We start from the raw sequence: 23,280 nt of genomic DNA, 5'->3' as shown, positions 1-23,280 counted from the left end.
GTGCAGGTGAGCGAGAGGAACACGCCACCGCAGGGGCAGAACAGGGGCATTACATCACATGGCAGACGGCAATCAGCCGTTCGTTCAATTCAAGAACGTTCAGAAGACCTATGACGGTGAAATTCTCGTCGTCAAAAACCTCAATCTCGATATCGCGAACGGCGAATTCCTGACCATGCTGGGACCGTCCGGGTCAGGCAAGACGACCTGCCTGATGATGCTGGCCGGTTTCGAGACCGCGACCCACGGCGAGATCCTGCTCGACAACAAGCCGATCAACCGGATCCCGCCGCACAAGCGCGGCATTGGCATGGTTTTCCAGAATTATGCGCTGTTCCCGCATATGACGGTCGCGGAGAACCTGAGCTTCCCCCTGGAAGTTCGAAAGATGAACAAGGCCGACCGCGAGGCGAAGGTCGCCCGTGCATTGGACATGGTCAAAATGGCCGAGTTCGGCGGACGGCGCCCGGCACAGCTTTCCGGCGGTCAGCAGCAGCGGATTGCTCTGGCAAGGGCTCTGGTTTTCGAACCGGAACTGGTGCTGATGGACGAGCCGCTGGGCGCGCTTGACAAGCAGCTGCGCGAGCACATGCAATTCGAGATCACCAATCTCGCGCATGAACTCGGCATCACGACGGTCTACGTGACCCACGACCAGACCGAAGCGCTGACCATGTCGGACCAGGTCGCGGTCTTCAACGACGGGAAAATCCAGCAGCTGGCAAAGCCGGCGGATCTCTACGAACGCCCCGAGAACGCCTTCGTCGCCCAGTTCATCGGCGAAAACAACACACTCGAAGGCGTGGTCAAGTCGATCAACGGAGAGTCCTGTGTTGTGGCGCTGGATGACGGCAGCGAGATCGACGCCATGCCGGTCAATGTCAGCCAGCCAGGCGAACGGACCCTGGTGTCGATCCGCCCGGAGCGCGTGGAGTTCAACAAGGAGCGGCTGCACGCCGACGCACATACGCTGAAGGCGACGGTCAAGGAATTCTACTACATGGGCGATATCTTCAGATTTCGCCTGTCCGTGGCCGGCAATGACGAATTCATCGTCAAGGCCCGCAACGCGCCGGATGCCGTTCGCTTGAAGCCCGGTGAAGAAATCGAGATCGGATGGCTGCCGGCGGATTGCCGGGCGCTTGATGCTTAGCGGAACCGTTTGCCGGCATATTTTCGGGTGACAGAGGGCGGGGCCAAAGCCCGTGGTTCCGACCTGCTGATTCAAGACAACGGGCGAAGAACAGGAGTAGCTATGAAGTTCGCCAAAGCTTTGGCCGTCACGACGGCATTTGGCCTAGCGGTGGGTTCTGCCCATGCCGCGGACATGGCCAATGACCTGACCCTCGTTAGTTGGGGTGGGGCCTATCAGAAATCACAGCAGCGCGCCTATACCGAGCCTTACATGGCCAACAATTCGGGCGTGAATGTGGTATGGGACGAGAGTTCGGCAGAGGCCGTCGCCAAGCTACGGGCCATGAATGAAGCCGGCAACGTCACCTGGGATCTCGTGGACGTCGTCGCGGCGGATGCCATTCGCCTCTGCGACGAAGGCCTCGCCATGGAGATCGATCCGGATACCGACCTCGCCGCGGCCCCGGACGGAACGCCGGCCTCGGAAGATTTCGGAGACCTGCTGGTCAGCGACTGCTTCATTCCGCAGATCGTCTATTCGACCACCTTCGGCTACCGCACGGACCTCGTTGGCGACACTCCGCCGACGGATATCTGCGCCGTGTTCGATCTCAAGGCCTATCCGGGCAAGCGGGCTCTCGAGAAGCGTCCGATCAACAACATGGAATGGGCGCTGCTCTGCGACGGCGTTGCGAAGGACAAGGTCTATGACGTCCTGGCAACCGCAGCCGGACAGGAACAGGCTCTGAAGAAGCTCGACACCATCAAGGATCAGACGATCTGGTGGTCCGCCGGCGCTGATACCCCGCAGCTTCTCGCCGACGGCGAGATTGTCATGGGTTCGACCTATAACGGCCGCCTCTTCTCGGTGATCGAAGAGCAGAAGCAGCCGGTCGCCATGCTCTGGGACGCCCAGGTGTTCGATCTTGACGGCTGGATCATCCCCGCCGGCCTGCCGGCCGACCGTCTCGCCCGCGTCAAGGATTTCGTGAAGTTCGCGACCGACACGCAGCGGCTCGCGGACCAGGCGAAGTACATTTCCTACGGTCCGGCACGCGCCTCTTCCGCGCCGCTGGTGGGCAAGCATGCCGATCTCGGGATCGAGATGGCGCCGCACATGCCGACGGATCCGGAAAACGCCAAGAACACGTTCCTCTACAACTACGAGTTCTGGGCCGACTATCGGGATGACATCGACGCCAAGTTCCAGGCTTGGCTGGCCAAGTAATCCCTCATCAATGAACCGGGGCCGTCCAGGCGGCCCCGGTCCCCTTGGCGGAGACAGCAAATGAGCGACGGAGCGACCACCATGTCCGGGCAAGGGGCAGAGGAAACCGGGCCGATACTGGCCTCTGACGGAACGCCGCTGAAGAAGCGGCTTGCACGCTCGCTTCGCATGCAGAAGCTGCGCGCGCTGATGCTGATCGCGCCGCTGCTGATCTTTGTCCTCGTTACCTTCATCGCCCCGATCGCGGACATGCTGTTCCGGTCGGTCGAAAACCAGATCGTTTCGCACACCCTTCCGGATACCGTGAACGCCGTCGCCGACTGGGATCCCAAGACTGAGGATCTGCCCCCGGAATCGGTCTATCAGGCGCTGTATTTCGACCTGTTCCTCGCCGCCGAAGCAAAGGAACATACCAAGCTCGGAACCCGCCTCAACTACGAGCAGGTCGGCATATCGTCGCTGTTCCGGACCTCCGGACGCAAACTCGACGATATAGGAGAGGTCTACGAGAAGTGGCTGGTCGGGCTGGACCCCGTCTGGAAGGACGGAGCATTCTGGATCGATCTGATGCGCGGCGCGGAGAACGCAGCCGCCGACACCGCCCTACTGGCCGACCAGCGCGCACGGCTGGCGGCGCTGACCGACGACCCCATGAAGGGGGATATCGGCTTCGTACCCGGTTCGGAGATTGCGCGGATCCTCCCGCTGACGGCCGGCGAGTACACGGCCTATGCGATCTTCACCGTCATCGACAAAAACCGGGAAATCGGCAAGAGGGCGCCTTGGGAAGCCGTCTATGCCGCCCTGGCCGTCGAGCTTGGCGACCCGGACGTCCAGAATGCCATCGCCAGCTATCAGGGGCCCGGAGCGGATGAATTGCGCGCGGCCGCTGCCGCGATCGGCACGGCGCCCGCGCGGGACTTCCAGGCAGCGCTGATCAAGGCCGACAAGGATTGGGGGAATCCCGATAACATCGAGGCGATCAAGGTCTACGGAGCGAAATACACGACCGGCTATTACCTGAACGCCGTGGACCTGCAGAAGACTCTCGACGGTGTCGCGCAGCGCCCGGAGAATCAGCAGATCTACGTCATGCTGTTCGGCCGGACATTGTTCATGTCGCTCATGATTACCTTTTCCTGCATCCTCCTCGGCTATCCGATCGCGTGGATTCTCGCGAACCTGCCGCTGCGGACCTCGAACCTTCTGATGATCCTTGTGCTGCTGCCCTTCTGGACCTCGCTTCTGGTCCGGACCTCCGCCTGGAAGGTCATGCTGCAGCAGCAGGGGGTGATCAACGACGCCCTGGTCTGGCTTGGGGTGATCGACGACGCCAGCAGGCTGATCATGATCAACAACCAGTTCGGCACCATCGTGGCGATGACGCATATCCTGCTGCCTTTCATGATCCTGCCGCTCTATTCGGTGATGCAGACGATACCGCCCTCTTACGTGAGAGCAGCCAAATCGCTCGGCGCAACCAACTGGACCGCTTTCTGGCGGGTCTATTTCCCGCAATCGATTCCGGGCATCGGCGCGGGTTCTATCCTCGTCTTCATCCTGGCCATCGGCTACTACATCACGCCGGAAATCGTCGGCGGCACCACCGGGACCTTCATCTCGAACCGGATCGCCTTCCATATTTCCAGCTCGCTGAACTGGGGCCTGGGCGCCGCTCTCGGGACGATCCTTCTGGCCGCTGTGCTGGCGCTCTACTGGACCTACGACAGGATCGTCGGCATCGACAACGTGAAGCTGGGAGGCTGAGCATGGTACAGATCACTTCGGTTTCCCGCTCCGAACCCGGTTTCTACATTCCGGTATCCGGGGCCGCCGGCGGCATAGCTGGACTCCTCGTCGGCACCGCCCATGGAAGCTCGCTGATCGGATTGATCCTCGGAGCGACGCTGTTGGCGGCCACTGCCTATGTGGTGACCCACTTCGTTCCTCAGGAACGTGTCGCCCGCTGGGGAATTCTTGCGATCACGGCACTGGCCGGTGTCCTGCTTGCGGGAGTGGCGGGCCTCGTCGTCGGGATCGGCTTCGGCTGGTTTTTCGGCTGGTTCATCTACTGGACCTACGAGTCGCGCTACCGCAAGAAACTGCCGCCCTATCTCACGGCAGGCCAGGTGCTCTGGCACTACGGCCTCCGGGTGATCTGCGGGCTCATCTTCTTTTTCCTGATCGCGCCGATCGTGGTGGTGATGCCGCTGAGCTTCAATGCGGAAGACTTCTTTACCTTCACGCCGGAGATGCTGCGGTTTGATCCCGCCGGCTATTCGCTGAAGCACTATCACGACTTCTTCACCAGTTCCGACTGGCAGCACTCGCTGTGGAATTCGATCACCATCGCGCCGGCGGCAACCATTCTGTCCGTCAGTTTCGGCACCCTGGCGGCTATCGGCCTCAGTTCCGAACATGTGCCGTTCCGGCGTTCGATCATGGCGATACTGATCTCGCCGATGATCGTCCCGCTGATCATTTCGGCTGCCGGCATGTTTTTCTTCTATAGCCGCATCGGCCTGCAGGGCACCTATGTTGGCGTTGTCCTGGCGCATGCGGCCCTCGGGATTCCGTTCGTGATCATCACCGTGACGGCAACGCTTGTCGGATTTGACCGCTCGCTGACGCGCGCCGCGGCGAATATGGGTGCCGGTCCGGTCCGCACCTTTTTCCAGGTGCAGATGCCGCTGATCCTGCCTGGCGTGATTTCCGGCGGTCTGTTCGCCTTCATCACCTCGTTCGACGAAGTGGTGGTGGTGCTGTTCGTCGGGTCCGCGGGGCAGAAGACGCTTCCCTGGCAGATGTTCACCGGCCTGCGCGAACAGATCAGTCCGACGATCCTAGCGGTGGCGACGATTCTGGTCGCGATCTCGATCATGCTGCTGACAACGATCGAACTGCTACGGCGACGCTCCGAGCGACTTCGGGGTATGAGTCCGGGCTGATTTGACGCGAGCCTCTTTACATCTGCGGCATTCGACCCCATTTTAAGAACGGTTCGCAATAAACTGCGGGGCTGGACATGTATCGCGACAATTCCCTCATTCCGAAGGAAGCCATCCGTATGGCAGCACTGGGCGCGCTTTCGGGCGGGCCGCGCGCCTATGCGGATATCGCGGGCGAAGTCCGGCAGTTCGCAGCCCGGATCGTCGGACCGTCCCTCGACCTTCTCGGCAGCTCCATCGAGCTTCTGAAGTTCGAAGGTCTGATCGCTCCGGTCTCGGGCGAGGGTTTCGAGGACAATGCGCAGCTGCGCCTGACCGATGACGGCTGGTCTGCACTGAAGGATTACCTGACCGCCGCGGTCCGTCCGGGTGTCAACGACCTGAACAAGCTGGTCGTCGCCCTCAAGCTGCGTTTCCTGCATCTGCTCGAGAAGGAAGAGCAGATCGAGCAGATCGATGCCTTGCGCGGGCTCTACGAGGGCGAACATGCCCGCCTCCACGATCTGCTCTCGCACGAGGAATGGCAGCAGGGCCATCTTCGCGCATGGATCGAAATGGAAATCGCACAGGTCGAGGACCGCATCGCCTGGTGCGATCGTCTGACCGCTTCCGCCTAAAATCTGAAGGAAAGTCGGGCGTCTCGCCGGGGCTTCGTCGTCCCGGGTATGCATCATCGACTCATTTGATTGTATTTTATTTATTTTTGATTTATATTTGATTCATAAGAACCCGGCTCTGTCATCTGTCCTGCTCCAGAAAGGAGGCGTCGATGATGTTGGCCCTATTCCGGTCCCGCACCGGAACCTCAGCCCCCGCGAACGACCTAGATGTCCCGCGTTCGCTCAGACCGCGCGGCGATTGTTTCGTGCGCATCGACGGGCGCGACTATCCACTGCATTGCTGGTCCCCTGCCGGCTTCACGCTCGCCCCATACGATGGCTCGCTGATCCGCCGGCAAAGGGCAAAGGTGTCAATGGTTCTCAGCGAGTTCGGCGACGGCGTCGCTCCCCTGGTGATCTCGGGAGAAGTCTTCGTGGATGCAGCCGAGAACGGCATCCTCTCGGCCCGCTGGACCGGACTGCCGAGATACAAGGTCGCAGCTCTCGCGGAATATTTCGCGGACAAGAATTCCGCCTGACCTGCCCGGTCAGGCGCTCCAGACGAGAAACACCCCGTGCGCCTCACGCGACGGAACCGTCGGCCGCGTCGCGCTCCCGGACAATTCCAGTCCGGCCATGACGGTGCTTCCGTCTTCCGGAGCTGCAAAGGACGCATCCAGTGCCGCGATCGCATCCGGCGAGAGCACGCGGAGTTCCTGTACGTCGCCCGCGGAGACGGCGAATCCGCCATCGTGCAGCGCCACCCCGCCCCCGAACAGCCTGGCGAGGAATGCCGCATCGCGCTCCGGCATCTGCGAACAGAAATAGACAGCCGATATCGACTCCGTCTCGTTCCGGTGGGACTGGAAGTCGGGCTTCCAGAAATATTCCTGCGCCCGGTTCTCGCAGACAAAGAAAGCGATGCGCGGCATGTCCGGGCTGGTGGCGAAGCCGAGGGAGAAGGCAACCGTGACCTCGCTGCCATCCGGGAGTTTCGCACGGCGCTCGAAATCGAACGGCGCATAGGTGCGAATATCCTCCTCCGCGAAGCTCGCGATGTCGGCCCGCGCATCCTCGCTCCGGAACACCAGCATCGTCATTCCCTCGCCGAAACGGGCCATCTCCCTGTTATGTGCCCCGAAGCCGAAGAAGGGCGGTGTCGCCGCGAAATCATGCGCCTGGAGTTTCTCCGGCCGGTCGACTTCCAGCAGTTCGATGAAATTCCGTCCGCGAAACTGCGCCAGCCTGTTCCGCGTCCCCATCCGGTCCTCGTGGCTGGCCGTCGGCGTGAGGGTAAAGCCGAGCCTTTCGAACGTCGCGGCCGCCCGGTCGAGGCCGTCGACCCGATGTACGACATGATCTATCGGGCGTCCGTTCATCGAGTTCTCCCTGTCATTTCAAATTGCGGGCCAGCGACGGCGCCTCAGAACATGTGCTGGCCGCCGGTGACGTAGATTTCCGTGCCCGTCACATAGGCGGAATCGTCGGAGCAGAGATAATGGATCGTCGAGGCGACATCCCGCGCCGTGCCGAGACGGTTGAGCGGAATGCGGGGAATCAGCATCTCGTATTCCGGAGACAGCATCTCGGTCTCGATCTCGCCCGGCGCGACCGCGTTCACGCGGACGCCGAGCTCGGCGAACTCGTTCGCCATTTCCCGTGTCAGCGAGGACAGCGCCGCCTTCGAGGTGCTGTAGGCGGACCCGGCAAAGGGATGGATAAAGTGCCCCGCGATCGACGTGATGTTGACGATCGCGCCGCCTCCCCGGTGCAGCGCGGCAGCGAAGCCCCGGGCGAGCCGCAGCGGGGCGAAGAAATTCAGCTCGAACACCCGCCGCCATTCGTCGAGATCGCCGTTCAGGCAGCCGAGCCGTTCCTTGAACGGCGTCTTCGGCGACCAGCCCGCATTGTTCACCAGCGCGTGCAGCGGGCGCTCTCCGAGGTACTCGTTCGCCTCGTCGATGAAATGGTCGAGGCTCTTCGACTCCCCCAGATCGGCCGTGATGTGGTGGCTCCAGTTCGGGTCGCGGCGGCATTCGGCAGGCGGCGCGTCTCTGGAACAGGTGATGATTTCCCAGCCGCGTTCACTGAAGAACCCGACGGTGGCGTGGCCGATGCCCCGGCTCGCGCCGGTCAGCAGCATGGTCTTTTTCGAAGTGCTCATGGCGGCGGAGTGTAAGCAATTGCGGCGGCCCGAAAAAGAGCCGCCGCAAGACTTCGTCGCGATGTCATCGCACCGCCATTATTTCACCGAGGCGATCCGGAACGTCCGCTGAACGCCGTCATGTTCCGTAATGGAGACATACTCGCCCTCGACGAAATGATGACGGTCGAACTTGAAGATCGGCTCGTCGTCCTCTTCGCCTTCTTCATAACTGAAGACCCAGCGCCGGCCCCGGGTATGGATCAGGTGGCCGTTCTCATCAGGCTCGCCCTGCCAGAACCGGTGCACGGTGCAGTTATTCTTGACCTTCTGCCACGCATCAAGATCCAGACTGCCGTCGTCGGCGAGCGGGGCCTTGAACTCGTAGCCGTGATTGATGCTTCCCTCCGGAAAATCCGGATTACGCGCAAGTTCGAGGCGAATGGTACGCACGCTCAAGGAAATTCTCCTTCCTTCAAACAGATGCGGTGGAACGGATCAATGTGCCATCAGAACCGGAATCCGCGTCTCCGTCAAAACATCGTCGGTCACACCGCCGAAAATCGACTCACGGAAACGGCTGTGGCTGTAGGCGCCGAGCACCAGCAGTTGCGCCCCGGCTTCGCGCGCCTCGGCCTGCAACCGGCCCGAAACACTTCCGCTGGACGCATCGAAGGTCTTGGCCTCGGCCTTTACCCCGTGCCAGCGCAGGGAATCGACGAAAACGGAAAGCTTTTCCTTCGTCAGATCGCTGTCAATGCCGGACATGACGAGGACCTTGTCCGCCGTCTCCAGCAAAGGCATCGCGTGGGCAACCGCAGCCGCCGCCTCCTTTGACGCGTTCCAGCCGACCGCGATCGTCTTCACCACCGGGATCTCGACATCGTGGGGCACGACCATCGTCGCTTTTCCGCTCTGCAGCATCGCCGCCTCGGCGACGGCCATTGCATCGCTGCTCTCCCGGTCGGTCGGAGAAATCACGCAGACCACGTCGACCATGCGCGAGCGATCCGCCACCTGAAGCGACGGCTCGCCAACCAGCGTTTCGAAGGAGACGGTCACACCGGCCGTATCCGCCGGCTTGTCGATCGAGACCAGCTTGTTTGCCTCGCGCCACTTGTCGAATGCGGCGAGAGACGCGGCGCGCGCCTCGTTCGCGAAATTCTCGGCCTGCTCGACCAGGGATTCGATCATCGAGGCACTCATCCCCATACCGACCTGCGGCACCAGAACGTCGCGCGGATCGCGATGGATATGGGCGACAAAGATATGAGCGCCGTGCGGCGTGGCAACGGCGAGAGCCGCGTTCAGGATGGCCGCATCGGCTTCATTGCCGAGCACCGGAGCGAGAACCGTCTTCAGGGACATGAGAGCACCTCGGGAGTAAATGCCTTTGATGCCCCAACCCTAGGCCGTGCCCGGCAACAACTTCATTGACCTGGATCAAGAAAACCGTGTCGCCCGCACATTCCGCGCGTCGCTCAAGGGTACAAGCGATCGACGCTCCAGGGCGCATCCTCTATCTGGCGGCTGAACCGGAACCGGTCGTGCAAGCGGAATTCGCCATCCTGCCAGAACTCGATCGCCAGCGGGGTGAGCCGCCAGCCCGACCAGTAGGGCGGGCGCGGCACGTTCTCGTCCGGATAGGTCTCATCCGCCTTCTCTACCGCCGCCATCAGTGCCGGTCGGTCGGCCAGTGGACGGGACTGCTGCGAGGCCCAGGCCCCGATGCGACTGCCGCGCGGCCTGGAGTTGAAATAGGCATCGGCCTCCTCGTCGCTGACCCGGGTGACCGGCCCGCTCACCCGCACCTGCCGCCGCATCGACTTCCAGTGAAAACAAAGAGCCGCAAACGGGTTCATCGTCAGTTCCCGTCCCTTCTGGCTCTCGAAGTTCGAATAGAAGACGAACCCGTGCTCGTCGAAATCCTTCAGCAGGAGAATCCGCGCCGACGGGCGCCCGTCCGCATCCGCCGTCGCGACGGTCATCGCGTTCGGATCGTTGATCTCGGATTCGCAGGCCTCCCTATACCAGCGGTCGAAGAGCTGGAAGGGATTGTCGGTGTCCGGTTCGAACATGGCCGTTCCTCTATACGGGCGAGATAAATCACACAGGGCAGGCCGGGCGGCCATTCTTATGCCTCAATATTCGCCACATTGAAGCCAGTATCGCGTATCACTAACTAGCCCCGGCGCGCCCTGTCCAGCGTTGAAAGGTCGCACCGATGACGAGATTGACTGCGCGCACGGGTGAAGGAACCATATTCGCACGGAATTAATGCGACGGATAATCGAGGCCCGGCCGTTTGTGATACGGGCCGGTGCTCTTGTGAAGGAACAGAACCATGAAGATACACGCCGCAATCGTCGTAGCAGCCGCACTTGCTCTCGGCGCCTGCCAGACCAGTCAGCTCGGGACCAAACAGACCGCCGGCGGGCTTATCGGCGCGGTCGGCGGCGCCGTCGTCGGCTCCAATATCGGCGGTGGCTCGGGCAACGTGGCGGCGATCGCGGCGGGCACGCTGCTTGGCGCCATCCTCGGCAGCGAGATCGGCAAGTCGCTCGACAATGCCGACAAGGCGGCCATGGCGCAGAGCACGCAGCGTTCGCTGGAAAGCAACCCGGTCGGCGTCTCGACCAGCTGGAGCAATCCCGACAGCGGAAATTCCGGAACCGTCACCCCGACGCGCACCTATCAGGCGTCCGGCGGGCAATATTGCCGCGAATACACCCAGACCGTTCAGGTCGGCGGCAACAGCGAGGAAGCCTACGGCACGGCCTGCCGGCAGCCGGACGGCACCTGGAAAATCCAGAACTAGGCATAGCGCCCAGGCTCTGCGATGATCGGGCCGGACGGTCTGTTGCCGCCGGTCCGATTGTTTTTTCCACATGATCCCGTGCCATGAGCGATCCATACAAGATACTGGGTGTGAAGTCCGACGCTTCTCAGGACGAGATCAAGAAGGCGTACCGTACGCTGGCGAAGAAACTGCACCCGGATCTCAATCCCGGCGACAAGAAAGTCGAGCAGGAGTTCAAGGAGGTGACCGCGGCCTACGACCTGCTGTCTGACGCCAAGAAACGGGCGCAGTACGACCGCGGCGGCATGCAGCAGCCGGGCGCTGGCGCCGGCGCCTCTGGCAAGACCGCGAGCGGTTTCTGGAAGGCCTGGACCTCGGCGCGCAAGAAACAGGGCGGCGGCTTCGGCTTTTCCGACATTTTCGACGATGACGACGCGGATGTGTTCGACGACATCCTGCGCCGCCACGATCAGGGTGGCGGCGGATCGGGACGCGGCGGCGGCGCCTACACCGTCGGGCCCGACGTCAATTACAAGCTGAAGGTCGGCTTCGTCGAAGCGGCGGCAGGCGCAACCAAGCGGGTCACGCTGTCGGATGGCAAGACCCTCGATCTGAAGATCCCGCCCGCGACCGAGAGCGGCAAGACGCTGCGCCTGAAAGGCCAGGGCCGCAAGGGCAGCAATAACGGCCCGGCCGGCGACGCCTTCGTCGAGATCACCGTGGAGCCGCACAATTTCTTCGAGCGCGACGGCCAGAACATCAAGGTCGAGATCCCGGTTACGCTCTACGAGGCGGTGCTCGGCGGCTCGATCACGGTGCCGACCGTGCACGGCAACGTCACGCTGAAGATCCCGCCGAAATCCAACACCGGCTCGACCCTGCGCCTCAAGGGCAAGGGCATCCCGGCCGTCGGAGGCAAGGCGGCAGGCGACCAGCTCGTCGCCCTGAAGATCGTCCTGCCCGAGGGCGAGGATCCCGAGCTCATCAAGCTGATGCAGAAATGGGCCGAGGAAAAGGGCTACAACCCGCGCCACAAGATGCGGTTCAGCTAGACTGCAATCTTCACCCGACCCCGCGGGCAGCAACAATGATCGCAACGAAGTATATTCGGCGCCACTTCATCGAAAGAGCGGTCCGGGATTTCCGGACCACCGGTCGGGTCCTGGAAATCGGCAGCGGCAGGCGATGGCGCTACATGGACGGCAGCATAACCGTGAACCGGGACAAATCTGCGGGTGCCGACCTCATCTGCGATGCGGAAAATCTGACGCTCGCGAACGACTGCGTCGGGGCTGTTCTCTGTCTTGAAGTGATGGAGCACACAACATCACCCGAAGCTCTTCTCAGCGAAATCCGGCGTGTCCTGCAACCCGGCGGCCGCTTGCTGCTCACCGTCCCGTTCGTGTTTGAGATCCACGATACGCGGGACTACTACAGGTTCACCCATATGGGACTCGCGCACCTGCTGCGTGACTTTTCGGAGGTCACCATTCGACCCAATGGCGGCGTGTTCTGTGTCCTGTTCCATTTCATCCGCTTGAGCCTGCCGGGGCGGATTCTCTATCCACTGCTGAACAATCTCGGATACGCGCTGGATTGCCTGTTCCGGCAAGAACATCCGCGAATCACGCTCGGCTACACCGTGACGGCCGTGAAATAGCTTCGCCACGCAGGCAAGGGGCTATTCCGCGACGACATGCAGGGACGATTCCTCGCCCTTGTTCCCCTTTGCACCAGCGAGGGCGGTCAGGACGGTTGATACCGGCATCGAGAGTGCCTCTTCTTCCGCCTTGGACAGCGCCTCGAGCAATTCGGCGATTTCCGGCGCGATCTCGGTTATCGAAGCCTCGCTCGCCGCGGAGGCGCATCCGAGGCCGCGATAGAGATCGTAGACCGTGGCGCTGGAAAGGTCCCGCGCCAGGGCGAAAAGATCGTCCTCGGTTCTGACCGCGAAACCCGCGCTCTGCAGCCGGTCCAACACCTGCGAGATGGCCTCGGCATGCGCCACATCCTCCAGCGCCGTCTCGCGCACGGGGCCGCCCTGCTTCGACTCCCGCCAGAGTACCGCGAGTATGGAGAGCGCGACCGAGAGCATGTGGGCCGCCCCGAGCTCCTGTTCCGTCTCCAGGTTCCGGGAGCGCCACCAGTCCGGGAAGGAGGCGGCAAAGACCGCGCCGAGCAGGATCACCGTCCAGGAAACATAGACCCAGATCAGGAAGATCGGGATCGCGGCCATGGCGCCGTAGATCGTCTGGTAGGTCGGGAAGGCGGTGAGGTACCAGCCGAACCCCAGTTTCAGTCCCTCGAAGGCGGCCCCCGAGAGCGCACCGCCGATGAGTGCGTCGCGCCAGCCGACGGAACGGTTCGGGACGACCATGAACAGCAGCATGAAACCTATGCTCTGCAGCACCATCGCGATCACATGATCGCGGACTTCCCCGCCAAGATCGAGCGAGCCGGCATCGAGTCCCGCATCGGTCCAGGTCTGGCGCAGAGAGGTGAAGACGTCGCTGGTGCTGGAAATCGTCAGACCGGTCAGGATCGGGCCGAGAGTCAGCACCGCCCAGAAGGTCAGGAAGCGGGTCAGGAACGGGCGCTGCCGCTCCACGCGCCAGATCTGGTTGAAGGTCGCTTCGATGGTCGCCAGCAGCAGGATCGCCGAGACCGCCAGTCCGATCGTCCCGAAAGCGCCGAGATCCGAGGCCCGGCGCATGAATCCGTCGAGATGGGTCCGCACCGGACCGGCAAGCTCGGGCATCAGGTTCTCGAAAATGAGATCCTCGACCGCGGTACGCGCGGCCTCGAAAGCGGGAAAGGCGCTGAAGATGGCGAAGCCGATGGCAAGCAGCGGCACAAGCGCGAGCAGCGTCGTGTAGGTCAGAGCAGCCGCGGATTGCATGCCCTTGCCGCGATAGAAGCGCAACAGCGCGAAGCCGATATACTCCGCCACCTCCCGTGCCACGGCGGCGGCGGCGAGGGTCTTCCATCTTTCGAGGCGGTTCGTCCGGTTGCTCATCGCCCCGAGACTAGCACGAAAGCGATTCGCGAAGGCGCGGGCAACACACAGGAGCGCGGATTCTCTGGCTTCACACAGGTCCCGAGCGAGTTTGCCGAACGCCGCCTTTGGTGTAGGATCGCGCGAATCACACTTCATCTTTTCCGGCAACCTGCGTCGAGAGGCATCGAATGAGTCAACCAAGCCCGATCATGAGTGGCAAAAAGGGGCTGGTCATGGGGGTCGCAAACGACCGCTCCATCGCCTGGGGTATCGCGAAGGCGGTGGCGGCGCAGGGTGCGGAACTCGCCTTCACCTACCAGGGTGAAGCCTTGCAGAAACGGGTCGCGCCGCTGGCGGCCGGGGTCGGCTCGGACATGGTCCTGCCGTGCGATGTCACGGACGACGCGGACATCTCCCGCGCGTTCGGTGAAATCCGCGAGAAGTGGGGCAAGCTGGACTTCCTTGTCCACGCGATCGCCTACTCCGACAAGGAGGAACTCAAAGGCAAGTACGTCAACACGACGCGCGACAACTTCCTGAAAACACTTGATATTTCCTGCTATTCCTTCACCCGGATCGCACGCGAGGCGGCGCCACTGATGACGGAAGGCGGCTCCCTGCTGACGCTCAGCTATTACGGCGCCGAGCGGGTCATGCCGCACTACAACGTCATGGGTGTCGCGAAGGCCGCGCTGGAAGCCAGCATCCGCTATCTGGCGGCCGATCTCGGAGGCGACAATATCCGCGTCAACGGCCTCTCGGCCGGTCCGATGAAGACGCTCGCCGCCTCCGGCATCGGCGACTTCCGCTACATCCTGAAATGGAACCAGTACAACTCGCCGCTGCGCCGGAACGTCACGCTGGAAGATGTCGGTGGCGCCGGTATGTACCTGCTGAGCGACCTTTCGAGCGGTGTTTCCGGCGAAGTCCATCATGTCGATTGCGGCTACAACATCGTCGGCATGAAGGCGGTGGACGCGCCCGACATTTCCACGGTCTGAACCGGGAAAGCGCATTAAAAATGGCTGGCAATTCCTTCGGTGAAACCTTCCGTTTCACCACCTGGGGCGAAAGTCACGGCCCCGCCATCGGCTGCGTCGTCGATGGCGTGCCGCCGCGCCTGCCGGTAAGCGAGAACGACATCCAGTTCTATCTCGACCGGCGCAAGCCGGGGCAGTCCCGCTTCACTACGCAGCGCCAGGAACCGGATCAGGTCAAGATCCTCTCCGGTGTCTTCGAGGGTCAGACCACCGGCACGCCGATCGGTCTGGTGATCGAGAACACCGACCAGCGCTCCAAGGACTACGGCGACATCATGAGCCGGTTCCGGCCGGGCCATGCGGACTATACCTACGAGGCGAAATACGGCATCCGCGACTATCGCGGCGGGGGCCGCTCCTCGGCGCGCGAGACCGCGATGCGGGTTGCCGCAGGTGCGATCGCGCGAAAGATCCTCGCCGCCCGGCTCGGCAACGCCTTCCACATCCGCGGCGCCCTCGTGCAGGTCGGCCCCCACAAGGTGAACCGGGACAACTGGGACTGGGACGAGGTTGAACGCAACCCGTTCTGGAGCCCGGACAAGGAAGCCGCCGAGACCTGGACCGATTTCCTCGACGGCGTGCGCAAGTCCGGCTCCTCCGCCGGCGCGGTGGTCGAGATCGTCGCCGAAGGCGTGCCTGCCGGGCTCGGCGAGCCGGTCTACGGCAAGCTCGACAGCGATCTCGCGGCGGCGATGATGACGATCAACGCGGTCAAGGGGGTGGAGATCGGCGACGGCTTCGCGGCGGCGGAGATCCCCGGACACGAGGCGGCGGACGAGATGCGGATGGACGGCGACAAGCCGACCTTCCTCTCGAACCACGCGGGCGGCGTCCTCGGCGGGATATCCTCCGGCCAGCCAGTGGTCGTACGCTTCGCGGTGAAGCCGACAAGCTCGATCCTGACGCCACGCCGCTCCATCGACAGGGACGGCCACGAGATCGAGGTGGTGACCAAGGGCCGCCACGATCCCTGCGTCGGCATTCGCGCGGTCCCGGTCGGCGAAGCGATGATGGCCTGCGTGCTGGCGGACCATCTGATGCGCCACGCGGCCCAATGCGGCGGATAAAGCGCGGTTCCTGACAGGCCTCGCCACAGAGCTGCCATCGTTTTGTTCTAGGCCGCACCCCATATGATAATGGGGAGCACGAGAGGGATATGGCCGCCATGTTGAGATTCCTTAAGGGACTCCTGATTACGTTCGGAATCCTGTTCATCGCCTTGATTGTCGGCGGGATCGTCGGCCTGCGCCTGCTCTCCGAACAATGGGAAGAGAAACCACTGCCGGACCGCTTCGTGCTGTCGCTCGCACTGAAACCGGGTCTGAGCGAAACCAGCGAGGCCTTTCCCTTCGCCGCCTATATCGGCGGCGCCTCTCCTTCTCTGCTTGATGTCGTCAACCTGCTCCGGACCGCCGGCGAGGATGAACGGGTGCAGGGCCTGTTTCTCGATCTTTCCGAAGCCCAAGTCGGACCGGCGGAAGCCCAGGAACTGCGCGCGGCATTGTCGCGTTTCCGGGCAAGCGGCCGTTTCGTCCATGCCTATGCCGACAGCCTCGAGGGCAATGCCGGGATCGCGCTCTACCATCTCGCCACCGGGGCGGAGACGATCAGCCTGCAACCCTCCGGCCTGCTCGACATTCGCGGCATCGAGCTGACCACGCCGTTTCTGGGCGAGGCTCTCGAGACCCTGAAGATCAACGCCGACTTCCGCACCCGGCACGAATACAAGGGCGCGATGGCCCCGTTGACGGATCGCGCGATGCCGGCGCCGGTGCGCGAAAATTACCGGCGCCTGGTGGATTCGCTCTATGCCGGGATCGCCGCGGATATCGCGACCGCGCGACGGCTCTCTCCCTCATCCGTAAATGCACTTATCGATAAGGCCCCTCTCACCGCCGCCGAAGCGAAGAGCAATGGCCTCGTCGACGAGATGCGCTACCACAACGAGGCGACCGACGCCGCGCGGCAAAAGGCGGCAGGCGCCGAACTTGTCGGGGCGACGCGCTACCTGCGCGACGATCTCGAATTCATCGATGGCGAGGACATCGCCCGCATAGCCGTCATCGCCGTCGAGGGACCGATCGTCCGTGGCCACTCGGAGCCGTTCTCGCGCAGCCGGCAAGCGGCGGCCGGAACCGTTACGGACGCGATCGAAGAGGCGCGGGAGGATGACAGTGTCAAGGCCATCATCCTCCGGGTTAACAGCCCGGGCGGTAGCTATACCGCGTCCGACACCATTCTGCATGCGCTCTCCAGAGCGCGCGCCTCCGGCCTGCCGGTCGTCGTCTCGATGAGCGACGTCGCCGCGTCCGGCGGCTATTTCGTCGCCCTCGACGCGGATCACGTCGTCGCCCACCCGACAACGCTGACCGGCTCGATCGGCGTGGTTTCCGGCAAGCTCGATTTTTCCGGCTTCCTCGCCGAGCACGGTATTCGCACCGACAGCGTAGGTGCCGGCAGGAATGCCGGCATGTTCAGCCCGACACGCCCGTTCAGCTACAGCGAGGGCCGGCGTCTTGATGAGGTTCTCGACGCCATCTATGCGGACTTTACCGGCAAGGTCGCGTCCGCCCGGCGCCTCGGGCCGGCCGAAATCGACGCCGCCGCGCGTGGCAGGGTCTGGAGCGGGCAGGATGCGAAACGGATCGGCCTCGTCGATGTGCTCGGCGGCTACGCCGAGGCGGAGGGACTGTCCCGCGACGCGGCCGGTATCGCACCGGAGATGCGGACCGAACTTGTCGCCTACCCGACCGAACGCGACGGCCTTCAGGACATCCTCGGCGCCCTCGAAGCGGGGGAGCTGAGCGAGGCCGGCTCGCGCCTTGAAACTCTCTTAACGATTTTGCGCTACAGTGATGTTCTTGTGACCATGCTGAACGGCATCGGCGGCGACCGCATCAAGGCTGCCGCGCCGCCGCTCACGGTCCGCTGAGGAGATAAACCATGACGCGCTTCCTGACGATCCTCGCCCTCGCGCTGATGCTCACCGCCGGTCAGGCCGACGATGCCCTTTCCGCCAGCGCCGGGGACAAGGCGAATGCCAAGGCCGAGGAAGAGCGCAAACAGAAGGACAAGGCCCAGCGCAAGAAAGACAAGAAATTCAACAGGGACATCAGCTACCGGCATGTCGTCGGCCCGGACGTCCTCCCGCTCGGTCCGTTCACCGTTTCGCTCTATGTCGGCGGCCAGCTGACCGAACACCGGGTCAGGGTCGCTCTGCAGGCGGTGGACACGGCGAAGAAGACAGAGCTCGAGAACGCCAAGCCCCAGCTCTACGGGATCGTCTATCCGCTCTGCCTCAGGCTCTTCGAGAAGGGCCGGCCCTCGGCCTCCGACCTCCTGCTCTTCAAGTCCGATGTCGAGAAACAGGTCTCGACCCGGTTCAAGGACAGCCTGAAGGGCGTCTATATCGAATCCGTTCTCTAGGCCGGGGCGCGGCTAGAGCGCCTTGGCCTGGTCCCGCAGCACGAATTTCTGGATCTTGCCGGTCGAAGTCTTCGGCAGTTCGCCGAACACCACGGTTTTCGGCGCCTTGTAGTGCGCCATGCGCTCGCGGCAGAAGGCGATCAGTTCGGCTTCCGTGACCTTGGTGCCGGCCTTCAAGGTGACGAAGGCGCAGGGCGTCTCGCCCCATTTCTCGTCCGGCCGCGCCACCACCGCCGCATCCATCACGGCAGGATGGCGATACAAGATGCCCTCGACCTCGATGGTCGAGATGTTCTCGCCGCCGGAGATGATGATGTCCTTCGAGCGATCCTTCAGCTCGATATAGCCGTCCTCGTGGCAGACCCCGAGATCGCCGGTATGGAACCAGCCGCCGCGGAAGGCCTCGTCGGTCGCCTTCTCGTTCTTCAGATAGCCCTTCATGACGATATTGCCCCGCATGAAGACCTCGCCCATGGTCTCGCCATCCATCGGCACAGGCTCCAGGGTATCGGCATCGGCCACCATCAGGCCTTCCTGCACCGGGTAACGCACGCCCTGGCGTGACTTGAGCCGGGCCTGCTCGTCGATCGGCAGTCCGTTCCATTCCTCGTGCCATTCGCAGACCACCGCGGGCCCGTAGACTTCGGTCAGGCCGTAGACATGGGTCACCTTGATGCCCATCGCCTCCATGCCCTCGATCACCGAGGCCGGCGGCGCGGAGGCGGCGGTCATCATCTGCACCTGGTGCTCCCAGCTCCGCTTCTCGCCTTCCGGCGCGTTCAGCAACATCGACATGACGATCGGCGCGCCGCAGAGATGGGTGACACCGTGGTCGGCAATGGCGTCATTGATGTCCTTCGCCACCACCCTGCGGAGGCAGACATGGGTTCCGGCCAGCATGGTGATGGTCCACGGAAAGCACCAGCCGTTGCAGTGGAACATCGGCAGGGTCCAGAGATAGACCGGGTGATGCGCCATGCCCCAGACCAGCGCGTTGCCGAGCGCGTTCAGATAGGCGCCGCGATGGTGATAGACCACGCCTTTCGGGTTGCCTGTGGTTCCGGAGGTGTAATTGAGCGCGATGGCCTCCCACTCGTCCTGCGGCGGGATTGCTTCGAAATCCGGATCCCCGGTCGCGAGGAACTCCTCGTATTCCATCTCGCCGAGCCGCTCGCCGTCTGGCGCCGCCGGGTCGGCGATGTCGATGACGAGGATCTTGCGCTTCACCTCTTTCAGCGCCGCGCGGATCACGGAAGCAAACTCGGTGTCGGTCACCAGCACGTCCGCCTCGCCATGCTCGAGAATGAACCCGATGGTCGGGGCATCAAGGCGAATGTTCATCGCGTTGAGCACACCGCCTGTCATCGGCACCGCGAGGCTGGCCTCGAAAGCGGCGGTGATGTTCGGCGCCATCACGGCGACGGTGCTGCCCTTTCCGATTCCGCGTTTCGAGAGCGCGGAGGCGAAGCGGTGGCAGCGCTCCCTGGTTTCGGCCCAGGTGAAGCGGCGGGCGCCGTCGATCACCGAGGCGCGCGTCGGGAAGACGGCGGCGGTCCGGGCCAGGAAGGAGATCGGCGACATGGGCACGTAGTTCGCCGCGTTCCGATCCAGATTCTCCTCGAACGGATTTCCGCTCATTCCCTGTTTCCTCTCGATTTCTCTCGCCGACGGAGCGACTGCGTTTCGTCGAGGCTAGCGCCCCTGCATCATGGCTGCAATCCGTGCGGGCGGGAAATCGAGCGATTGCAGTGCAACGGTGGGAACGGCGTCTTCATGCACGCGATCAGGAGCTATCTCGGGTAGCGCCGCAATCTCTCCTCCTGTCTTCACCGCGGCGGGGACGGTCAGCCGCCGTACACCTTTCCCGCGCGCTCGGTCACCCAGGCCGTCATCTCGCGCCAGGGGCCGGGGCCGTAGCTGACGCGGGCGACGCCGAGGGTGGCGAGTTCCTTCGGCTCGGGCACACCCGGCATGATCAGGATGTTGAGCGGCAGCGCGACGGCCTCGACCGCCTGCCGGATCAGCTCCGGCGTTTTCAGTCCCGGCATGAAAATGCCGCTCGCGCCCGCCGCCGCATAGGCGCGCGCGCGTTCGATCGCCTCCTCCATCAGGGCCGGGTGGTTCGCCGGTTCGCGATCCTTGAGGAACAGGTCGGTGCGGGCATTGACGAACAGGGAAATCCCGGCAGCCTCGCCCGCCGCCCGTGCGGCTTCGATCCGCGCCGCCTGTTCGGCGACGGAATAGAGGCCCTCGCCGCCGACCACCTGATCCTCGAAATTAATCCCCACGGCACCGGCCTCGACGATCCTCGCGACATTGGCCGTCACGCCCTCCGGATCCGCCGCATAGGCGCCTTCGAAATCGACGCTGAGCGGTAGATCGACGCTCGCCGCAATGCGTTCCGAGACGGTCTCCAGAAGTTCCAGCGGGATGGCCTCGCCGTCGCCGTAGCCGTGTGCGCCGGCGACCGACCAGCTGCCTGTGGCGACAGCCTTCGCGCCCGCTTCGGCAACCGCCCGGGCGCTGCCCGCATCCCAGATGTTGAAGAGGAGGACCGGATCGCCCTTACGATGCAGCTCCGAGAAGGTCCGGGCTCTGGTTGCCTGCGACATGGTGTTTCTCGCTTTCCCTGTTTGCATAGCTCTGTTCGAGTTCGATCAGCTTGCGCTTGCGCCAGAGTCCGCCGCCATAGCCGGTGAGCGCACCATCGGCGCCGATCACCCGGTGGCAGGGAATGGCAATGGCGATCTGATTCGCCCCGTTGGCCCGCGCCACGGCACGGGTCGCGCTCGGGCGCCCGATGGCCTTCGCAAGGTCGCCGTAGCTCCGCGTCTCTCCTGGCGGAATGCGCCGCAGCTCGACCCAGACCTCTCGTGTGAAAGGCGAGCCGTGATAGGCGAGCGGCGTCTCGAAGCACGCGCCCTCGCCCGCGAAATAGGTCGCGAGTTCCGCTGCGATCTGCTCCGTCGGCGGCAACCGTCCGATGCCGATCCCGCCGGGCGCCGCTTCGCGCAGCCTCTTCAGCTCGCGCGGCAGCGCTCTGCGGTCGACGAATTCGAGCAGGTGCAGGTGCGTCCGGTCGCTGACGGCGACCAGCGCACCGATCGGGCTGTCGATCCAATCCGCCTTCAGGAGCTCACCGCCGGTGAAACTTTGCGGCGACTGGCCGAGCAGCCGGGCGAAGGCGGCGCGGAAACCGCTCGGCGAGTCGAAGCCGGCATCGAGCTGGGCGTCGATCACCCGCCCGCCGCCGGAGAGGGTCACGAACCCGTCGCGCAGCCGGCTGAGTCGCGCCATCTCGAGAAAGGTCATACCGAACTGGCGCTTGAACGAACGGCGCACGGTCGAGGGATCGAACCCGAGAGCGACGATGTCGCCTTCGGTCCAGCGCCGCTCCGGCTCCGCCTCGAAGGCCACCATGAGCTTTGTGACGACGGGATCGCCTTCTGCCGCCTTTTCCAGCGGCCGGCAGCGCTTGCAGGGTCGGAAGCCGGCCTCGACGCACTCGCCCACGGTGGCGAAGAAGCGGCAGTTCTCGGACTTCGGCTTGCGCGCCGGACAGGTCAACCGACAGAAGATACCGGTCGAGGTCACGGCAACATAGGCCCGGCCCTCGAAAACCGGGTCGCGGCGGACGAGCGCGTCGTAGAGAGTGTCATGGTTGAAGGTGTCGTACAGCATGACCAACGCCTAACAGATCGCCCGAAACCCGTGCGCCGATTTTCGGGCGGGGATATCGACTCTCTCAAGAGTCGTCATCCCGGCCGGAGAGCGGGATTAGGTATCAAATGCACCTAACCACATTTGATGAGTAGGTGGGCTGCGCTGGCGGCGGCGGTTTTATGTGCTTGTGTTCCCGTCATTGCATTGGATGAGCCGTCCGTCGCGAATGCCGCGACTATCCACAAGCATTTTGAGCCGGTAATTGGTTTCTCTGGGTGCGCCGAAGGCATCAACGTAGGTCAATTGTCCGAAGACAAAGACCGCGATCTCACCCTTCGCGATTCTGTCTTTGTGTTTGTGCCAGATTGCGAGCGGGACGACGCTGGGTTCGTCGTGACCCGGGGCCATGTCGCCCATCGTCGCCCAGCTATAATCAATCATCCGGAAGTCGCTGAAGTCTGGTTCGGCAAATCGAATGATGGAAAAGTGGATCAATCTTCGGCCCGGCGTTTGTCCAAAGTTCCGCCAGACGATCTGCACAAAGGGCAGGGTGTCTTTGCTGAGCGTATTGCATATGTTGGCGGACTTGATGTGGATATAAGCGCGGAGTTCGCGTTCAGCCGATTTAGCGGCTTCGCGCACAGCCCTGCCCGTGATGGCGTTGGCCTTGGCGGCAGCCTTAAGGGTTCTCTGGGTGACTATCAGGGTGCCCTTAAGGAGGCAGACGGCGTAGATCGATACGGCGAAGGCGAGAAGTCCGGTTATGGCCATGCCCCATTGAGCAAGCCCCTCTCCCCAGAACAGGTAGCTGGAATCATCGGGCTGATTGGCTGGTTTTGCCTTGGCATCCCCCCGTTCGGGGTCGCCGGTCATTTGGGCGGGAAAAACATTCACGCCAGCAACGCCCGTGTCCTTGGTTTGCTCGGCTTGGCCGTTTTGTGGTTCTGCGTCGTTACTGTCGGGTTCTTCTGCTTTTTGGAGTGGGGGCCGTTGTTGTTCCGGTAGACTCTGCTCTGGTTCGGCAACTGCTGAGCCGATCAGGCATCCCCCAAGTGCAACTGCGAACAACCAATAGCGGATAGACATTGAAGGAAGAATACAGCGGAGAATTTTCCACGCGATAGTTTATTGCGGATGTTCGCTTCCTTCTCCGGGACTCCCATGTCCTGGAGCCTGTCCGTGAGTTGGGAATAGGTAACACCACGGCGCTTTAGCTCGGCTTTCAGGAGGTTGGCCGCGCGGGCTTCCCAGTCAGTTTTTTCAGGCATGTACTGTCCCCGATAAAAAATGTATCGAAAGTA

24 protein-coding genes are annotated in these 23,280 nt (G+C 63.0%); 13 read left to right on the top strand and 11 right to left on the bottom strand.

Annotation, left to right across the window (positions count from 1 at the left end; genetic code table 11):
• Positions 1 to 58 precede the first annotated feature (58 nt).
• The 6 genes from ACOOE1_RS18070 (at position 59) to ACOOE1_RS18045 (ending at position 6,448) form a co-directional block, all read left to right on the top strand.
• The gene (locus ACOOE1_RS18070) at positions 59 to 1,153 is read left to right on the top strand and encodes an ABC transporter ATP-binding protein (RefSeq protein WP_420403599.1); all 1,095 of its coding nucleotides are present in this window, start codon (positions 59 to 61) and stop codon (positions 1,151 to 1,153) included.
• A gap of 102 nt (positions 1,154 to 1,255) precedes the next feature.
• Positions 1,256 to 2,362, top strand: a complete 1,107-nt coding sequence (locus ACOOE1_RS18065) for an extracellular solute-binding protein (RefSeq protein ID WP_420403598.1) — start codon at positions 1,256 to 1,258, stop codon at positions 2,360 to 2,362.
• A gap of 60 nt (positions 2,363 to 2,422) precedes the next feature.
• The gene (locus ACOOE1_RS18060) at positions 2,423 to 4,129 is read left to right on the top strand and encodes an ABC transporter permease (RefSeq protein WP_420403597.1); all 1,707 of its coding nucleotides are present in this window, start codon (positions 2,423 to 2,425) and stop codon (positions 4,127 to 4,129) included.
• A 2-nt stretch (positions 4,130 to 4,131) separates the two neighbouring features.
• A complete protein-coding gene (locus ACOOE1_RS18055; RefSeq protein ID WP_420403596.1) occupies positions 4,132 to 5,310 on the top strand; it encodes an ABC transporter permease in 1,179 nt (392 codons plus the stop codon).
• Positions 5,311 to 5,387: 77 nt separating this feature from the next.
• Entirely contained in the window at positions 5,388 to 5,927 is a 540-nt protein-coding gene (locus ACOOE1_RS18050) for a hypothetical protein (RefSeq protein ID WP_420403595.1), read from the top strand.
• 248 nt (positions 5,928 to 6,175) lie between these two features.
• Complete coding sequence (locus ACOOE1_RS18045; RefSeq protein ID WP_420403594.1) at positions 6,176 to 6,448, top strand: hypothetical protein; 273 nt, start codon at positions 6,176 to 6,178, stop codon at positions 6,446 to 6,448.
• 9 nt (positions 6,449 to 6,457) lie between these two features.
• Here the strand turns inward: ACOOE1_RS18045 and ACOOE1_RS18040 are convergent, their stop codons facing one another.
• The 5 genes from ACOOE1_RS18040 to pdxH all read right to left on the bottom strand — a co-directional run bounded on the left by ACOOE1_RS18040 (position 6,458) and on the right by pdxH (position 10,130).
• Positions 6,458 to 7,288: a VOC family protein gene (locus ACOOE1_RS18040; protein WP_420403593.1), complete on the bottom strand. Its 831-nt coding sequence runs from the start codon at positions 7,286 to 7,288 to the stop codon at positions 6,458 to 6,460.
• A gap of 44 nt (positions 7,289 to 7,332) precedes the next feature.
• Positions 7,333 to 8,073, bottom strand: coding sequence for an SDR family NAD(P)-dependent oxidoreductase (locus ACOOE1_RS18035; RefSeq protein WP_420403592.1), 741 nt, complete (start codon positions 8,071 to 8,073; stop codon positions 7,333 to 7,335).
• A 78-nt stretch (positions 8,074 to 8,151) separates the two neighbouring features.
• Complete coding sequence (locus ACOOE1_RS18030; protein ID WP_420406448.1) at positions 8,152 to 8,505, bottom strand: hypothetical protein; 354 nt, start codon at positions 8,503 to 8,505, stop codon at positions 8,152 to 8,154.
• A gap of 45 nt (positions 8,506 to 8,550) precedes the next feature.
• Positions 8,551 to 9,420 (bottom strand): universal stress protein, encoded by an 870-nt coding sequence (locus tag ACOOE1_RS18025; protein WP_420403591.1) that lies wholly within the window; start codon positions 9,418 to 9,420, stop codon positions 8,551 to 8,553.
• Between the two features lie 113 nt (positions 9,421 to 9,533).
• Entirely contained in the window at positions 9,534 to 10,130 is a 597-nt protein-coding gene (gene pdxH / locus ACOOE1_RS18020; RefSeq protein ID WP_420403590.1) for a pyridoxamine 5'-phosphate oxidase, read from the bottom strand.
• A gap of 266 nt (positions 10,131 to 10,396) precedes the next feature.
• On the opposite strand from pdxH, the gene ACOOE1_RS18015 reads away from it, so the two are divergent.
• The 3 genes from ACOOE1_RS18015 to ACOOE1_RS18005 all read left to right on the top strand — a co-directional run bounded on the left by ACOOE1_RS18015 (position 10,397) and on the right by ACOOE1_RS18005 (position 12,512).
• Positions 10,397 to 10,870, top strand: a complete 474-nt coding sequence (locus tag ACOOE1_RS18015) for an RT0821/Lpp0805 family surface protein (protein WP_420403589.1) — start codon at positions 10,397 to 10,399, stop codon at positions 10,868 to 10,870.
• 83 nt (positions 10,871 to 10,953) lie between these two features.
• Positions 10,954 to 11,904, top strand: a complete 951-nt coding sequence (locus ACOOE1_RS18010) for a DnaJ C-terminal domain-containing protein (protein ID WP_420403588.1) — start codon at positions 10,954 to 10,956, stop codon at positions 11,902 to 11,904.
• Between the two features lie 35 nt (positions 11,905 to 11,939).
• The gene (locus ACOOE1_RS18005) at positions 11,940 to 12,512 is read left to right on the top strand and encodes a methyltransferase domain-containing protein (protein ID WP_420403587.1); all 573 of its coding nucleotides are present in this window, start codon (positions 11,940 to 11,942) and stop codon (positions 12,510 to 12,512) included.
• 21 nt (positions 12,513 to 12,533) lie between these two features.
• On the opposite strand, the gene ACOOE1_RS18000 is transcribed toward ACOOE1_RS18005, so the two are convergent.
• The gene (locus tag ACOOE1_RS18000) at positions 12,534 to 13,868 is read right to left on the bottom strand and encodes a YihY family inner membrane protein (protein WP_420403586.1); all 1,335 of its coding nucleotides are present in this window, start codon (positions 13,866 to 13,868) and stop codon (positions 12,534 to 12,536) included.
• A 170-nt stretch (positions 13,869 to 14,038) separates the two neighbouring features.
• Between ACOOE1_RS18000 and fabI the strand changes: the two genes are divergently transcribed.
• From fabI to ACOOE1_RS17980, 4 genes are all read left to right on the top strand, one after another.
• On the top strand, positions 14,039 to 14,851 hold the full coding sequence (gene fabI / locus ACOOE1_RS17995; protein ID WP_420403585.1) for an enoyl-ACP reductase FabI: 813 nt from the start codon (positions 14,039 to 14,041) through the stop codon (positions 14,849 to 14,851).
• 20 nt (positions 14,852 to 14,871) lie between these two features.
• A complete protein-coding gene (gene aroC / locus ACOOE1_RS17990; RefSeq protein ID WP_420403584.1) occupies positions 14,872 to 15,957 on the top strand; it encodes a chorismate synthase in 1,086 nt (361 codons plus the stop codon).
• A 98-nt stretch (positions 15,958 to 16,055) separates the two neighbouring features.
• Positions 16,056 to 17,822, top strand: coding sequence for a signal peptide peptidase SppA (gene sppA / locus ACOOE1_RS17985; RefSeq protein WP_420403583.1), 1,767 nt, complete (start codon positions 16,056 to 16,058; stop codon positions 17,820 to 17,822).
• Positions 17,823 to 17,833: 11 nt separating this feature from the next.
• Entirely contained in the window at positions 17,834 to 18,316 is a 483-nt protein-coding gene (locus ACOOE1_RS17980) for a hypothetical protein (RefSeq protein WP_420403582.1), read from the top strand.
• 12 nt (positions 18,317 to 18,328) lie between these two features.
• Here the strand turns inward: ACOOE1_RS17980 and ACOOE1_RS17975 are convergent, their stop codons facing one another.
• The 5 genes from ACOOE1_RS17975 to ACOOE1_RS17955 form a co-directional block, all read right to left on the bottom strand.
• Positions 18,329 to 19,954: an acyl-CoA synthetase gene (locus ACOOE1_RS17975; RefSeq protein WP_420403581.1), complete on the bottom strand. Its 1,626-nt coding sequence runs from the start codon at positions 19,952 to 19,954 to the stop codon at positions 18,329 to 18,331.
• Between the two features lie 206 nt (positions 19,955 to 20,160).
• Entirely contained in the window at positions 20,161 to 20,928 is a 768-nt protein-coding gene (locus tag ACOOE1_RS17970; RefSeq protein WP_420403580.1) for an isocitrate lyase/PEP mutase family protein, read from the bottom strand.
• Positions 20,882 to 21,997, bottom strand: a complete 1,116-nt coding sequence (locus ACOOE1_RS17965) for a bifunctional transcriptional activator/DNA repair enzyme AdaA (protein ID WP_420403579.1) — start codon at positions 21,995 to 21,997, stop codon at positions 20,882 to 20,884. Before ACOOE1_RS17965 ends, ACOOE1_RS17970 begins: the two co-directional genes overlap by 47 nt.
• A 159-nt stretch (positions 21,998 to 22,156) precedes the next feature.
• Positions 22,157 to 23,065 carry a hypothetical protein gene (locus ACOOE1_RS17960; protein ID WP_420403578.1) on the bottom strand — a complete coding sequence of 303 codons (909 nt, stop codon included), beginning with the start codon at positions 23,063 to 23,065 and terminating at the stop codon, positions 22,157 to 22,159.
• Positions 23,017 to 23,247, bottom strand: a complete 231-nt coding sequence (locus tag ACOOE1_RS17955; protein ID WP_420403577.1) for a DUF6471 domain-containing protein — start codon at positions 23,245 to 23,247, stop codon at positions 23,017 to 23,019. Before ACOOE1_RS17955 ends, ACOOE1_RS17960 begins: the two co-directional genes overlap by 49 nt.
• Positions 23,248 to 23,280: the final 33 nt, after the last annotated feature.

It is taken from the genome of Nisaea sp., assembly GCF_965216895.1.
Taxonomy (GTDB): domain Bacteria; phylum Pseudomonadota; class Alphaproteobacteria; order Thalassobaculales; family Thalassobaculaceae; genus Nisaea.
The sequence above is the reverse complement of the archived record's forward strand: the minus strand, read 5'-3'. Positions and strand labels throughout refer to the sequence as shown.